2 protein-coding genes are annotated in these 4,437 nt (G+C 41.2%); both read left to right on the top strand.

Features of this window, described 5'->3' with window-relative positions; genetic code table 11:
• The first annotated feature begins 94 nt into the window (after positions 1-94).
• Positions 95-3,046: a SusC/RagA family TonB-linked outer membrane protein gene (locus AC1DPZ_RS22695; protein ID WP_477407739.1), complete on the top strand. Its 2,952-nt coding sequence runs from the start codon at positions 95-97 to the stop codon at positions 3,044-3,046.
• Positions 3,047-3,064: 18 nt separating this feature from the next.
• On the top strand, positions 3,065-4,437 hold a 1,373-nt coding region (locus AC1DPZ_RS22690), incomplete at its 3' end, for a RagB/SusD family nutrient uptake outer membrane protein (protein WP_477407737.1).

Raw genomic sequence — 4,437 nt, 5'->3', positions numbered from 1 at the left:
ATGTAAATTAGTCACGTGCTATTACAGCAAAATTATCATACCAATTAAATACCGGCTAAATAAGCCTTTTTTATTCACACAAACCCAAAAGTAAATGAGAAAAAATTACTCAAAAAAGTACGTTCTTCTTTGTGCCTTTCTAATGATGTCAGTGATGGCATTTGCCCAAACAGGAAGCATCAGAGGTAAGGTATTAGACGAAACCAGTGCGCCCCTGCMCGGCGCTTCAGTTACTGTTGATGGTACAACCATTGGTGCAACTACCGATGCTAATGGTAACTATACCATAACCGGCGTTAAGACCGGGAACGTTACCGTAACCGCTAAATTTTTAGGTTATGTAGCTTTAAAGAAAACCGTAACAGTAGGCACCTCTGCAGTTGAGGTAAACTTTTCACTACAGCCCGACAATCAAAACCTGAACGAAGTGGTGGTAGTAGGTTACGGTACACAAAAGAAGAAAGACCTGACCGGATCAGTTACCTCTATTTCTGCCAAGGATTTTAACCAGGGCCCCGTAACAACGCCAGAGCAATTGATCATGGGTAAGGTATCCGGTGTGCAGATCACGTCAAACAGCGGTGCTCCCGGTTCTGGAAGCACTATCCGTATCCGTGGGGGTGCATCACTAAATGCATCAAATGATCCGCTTATCGTAGTTGATGGCATCCCCCTGGGCAATACCAGTATCAGCGGTGTATCTAATCCTTTAAGTTTGATTAACCCTAATGATATTGAATCATACAATATCCTTAAAGATGCATCTGCAACTGCTATTTATGGTTCGCGGGCATCAAATGGCGTTATTATCATCACTACCAAAAAAGGCAAAGGTGACAGTAAGGTGAGTATCAACTTTGATTCAAAAACCGCGCTTTCAAAAATAACCAAGGAAGTAAGCGTTTTAACTGCCGATCAGTTCCGTAAAGCTGTTAACGAAAAAAGCCCGGCACAGGCCAACCTGATGGGGACTGCGAATACCGACTGGCAAAGCCTGATCTATCGCCCGGCTTATACTTATGATAACAACCTGAGCATAAGCGGTGGTATCAAAGGTTTACCTTACCGGTTATCTATTGGTTATTTAAGCCAGGATGGTATTGTTAAAACTGATAACCTTAAAAGAACAACTGCTACTTTTAACATTAACCACGACTTTTTACGTGGTAGTTTAAAAGTTGATCTGAGTTTGAAAGGAAGCTACACCGACAGCCATTTTGCTGCCGGCGCTATAGGCAGTGCAATCAGCTTTGACCCTACCCAACCAGTTTATTCGGCTGATAAAACCAAATATGGTGGTTATTTTGAATGGCTGGATAACGGCGGAAAACCAAATACATTTGCCCCGCGTAACCCGGTGGGTTTGCTTAATGAGCAAAATGCAAAAGGTACGGCTAAAAGAGGTATAGGTACATTAACTTTAAACTATACATTCCCTTTCCTGAAAGAATTGCAGGCTAATGCGACATTTGGCGGAGATTTGGCAGATGGCGATGGATTTACGTTTATTCCGGCTACGGCTGCATCTAATTTTTTACAAGGTGGTTCATACCAAAATTACTTTAGTGAATCATACACGTACAATACAGATTATTATTTAAAGTACACCAAGGATTTTAAAGAGATCAAAAGCCATGTTGAATTACAGGGTGGTTATTCTTATCAGTATTTTAACACTTATTACCATACTTTCCAGGGTTATAAAGCCGATAAAATCACCCCGGTTGGTACACCGGCTGTTCCGGCTTATGGTCAATACTATATAGAGTCGCCTTTTGCGCGTTTAAATTACTCATTTAATGATAGGTATTTACTTACAGCCAGTATCAGGGATGACCGCTCATCGCGTTTCTCTGAACTGCACAGGAACGGTTATTTCCCTTCAGTGGCGTTTGCATGGCGTGCCAAAGAAGAATCTTTCTTAAAAAGTGTTGATTTCGTATCCGACCTAAAATTCAGGGCAAGTTATGGTATTACAGGTCAACAAGATATTGGCCTTTATTTTCCTTATTTAGCTGTTTATGAACCAAGCAACAATGCAGCTCAATACCAGTTTGGTGACAAAACATTTGTCAACACATTACGTCCTGATGCTTATAACACCGACCTGAAATGGGAATCAACCGCCACCACAAACTTAGGTTTGGATTTTGCCTTTCTGAACGGCAGAATTAACGGAACAATTGATATTTACAGCAAAAAAACAAAAGATCTTTTAATCTTCACTCCTATACCGGCTGGTACAAATTTAAGCAATTTTATAACGGCCAATATCGGTAAACTAACCACTAAAGGTATCGATTTTAATGTCAATTTTATTGCCGTCGCGTCTAAAGATGTAAATTGGACATTAGGTTATAACATCTCACTTAATAAGCGTAAAATCACCAATATATCCCTAACAGGTGATCCCACCCAAAAAATAGCAGTGAATGGTATCCCTGGCGGCGTTGGCAACACCATTGGTTCATACCAGGCCGGTCAAAACCCGGGTGCATTTTATGTTTACCAACAAGTTTACGATCAAAACGGACTTCCATTGGAAGGGGTATACGTTGACAGGAATAAAAACGGATCAACTATTGATGACAAGTACCTTTACAAACAGTCGGATCCGAAAGTATTCATGGGCTTTAACTCCAATGTTACTTACAAAAAATGGAATTTAGGCTTCAGTGCACGTGCCAACCTGGGCAACTATTTATATAATGCACAATCGGCAGCTAACGGTGCTTATGCAGGTTTAAAATTCTCGGGCTACTTAACCAATCTTCCGTCAAGCGTATTATCAACTCAATTTAATCAGTACCAGTTATACTCTGATTACTATGTAGAGAATGCCTCATTCCTGCGTATGGATTATGCAACATTAGGCTATACTTTTGACATCTTAGGATCACACAACCTAAGGGCATCATTTAACGTATCTAATGTGTTTATAATAACCAAATACAAGGGCCTTGACCCTGAAGTTAATGGCGGCGTTGACAATAACTTCTACCCACGCCCAAGAGTTTACACACTTGGTTTAAACCTGAGTTTATAATTCATAAGAAATTTAGATATGACAAAAAGAAATTTAATATGGCTGACGACTATCATAGTGATAGGCATATCAGTTGGTTTAACGTCATGTAAGAAAGACCTGACACCTAAAAATGCTGTTACCACCGATAAGGTTTATACCGACTTTAACAACTATAAACAAATATTGGCTAAATTATATTCATCATTTGCCCTTAGCGGACAGCAAGGCCCGGCCGGTAACCCGGACATTGCCGGTATTGACGAAGGTTTTGGTAACTACCTGCGCGAATATTACAACATGCAGGAGTTAACTACAGATGAAGCCGCCATTGTTTGGAACGATGGTACCATACACAACCTGCATAACATGACATGGAATTCGCAAAACGAATTCATTACCGCCATGTACAACCGTATATTTTACGTGGTTTCTTTAAACAACGAATTTATACGTCAAACAACTGATGATAAATTAGCCGGCAACGGCATTACAGGCAATAACTTAACTTTAGCAAAACAATACCGTGCCGAAGCCCGCTTTTTGAGGGCACTAAGCTATTGGCATGCCATCGATTTGTTCGGTTCCGTTCCTTTTGTTACCGAGAACGATGTAGTGGGCGTATTTTTCCCAAAACAGAAAACACGTGCAGAAATCTTTGCTTATATTGAAAGCGAATTAAAAGCTTGCGAAGCCGATATGGGTGCTCCCCGTTTTGAGTATGGCCGTGCCGATAAGGCTGCCAACTGGATGCTTTTAGCTAAACTATACCTTAATGCAAAAGTATACACCGGTACAGACAGAAGCACCGATGCCATAACTTATGCCAGTAAAGTTATTGCTGCCGGTTACACACTGGAGCCCACTTTTAAAAACCTTTTTCTTGCCGACAATAACAAATCAAACGAAATTGTTTTCCCTATCACTTTTGATGGCCTACATACCCAGGGTTATGGTGGTATCACTTACCTGATCCACGCACCCGTGGGTGGTAAAATGAACCCTGCAGATTTTGGTATTGGTGGTGGCTGGGGAGGTATCCGCACAACTAAACAGTATGTAAGCTTGTTTACAGATGCAAGCGGTAATACCGATAAAAGAGCCGGTTTCTTTACAGATGGTCAGAATCTTGAAATTAATGATGAGTACGCATTTACCGATGGTTATGCTATTGAAAAATTCAAGAACTTAACATCGGCGGGTGTAGCAGGCTCAGACCCTACCGGTACATTCCCCGATACCGATTTCCCTATGTTCCGTTTGGCAGATGCCTATCTTATTTATGCAGAAGCAGTATTGCGCGGCGGTACAGGCGGTAATGCGGCTACGGCTTTACAATACGTAAATATGATACGTACAAGGGCCTATAATGGCGGCACATCTGGAAACATCACTGCTGGCCAGCTTAATCT

The sequence above is a fragment of the Mucilaginibacter sp. P4_G9 genome (assembly GCF_056400985.1).
The sequence above is the reverse complement of the archived record's forward strand: the minus strand, read 5'-3'. Positions and strand labels throughout refer to the sequence as shown.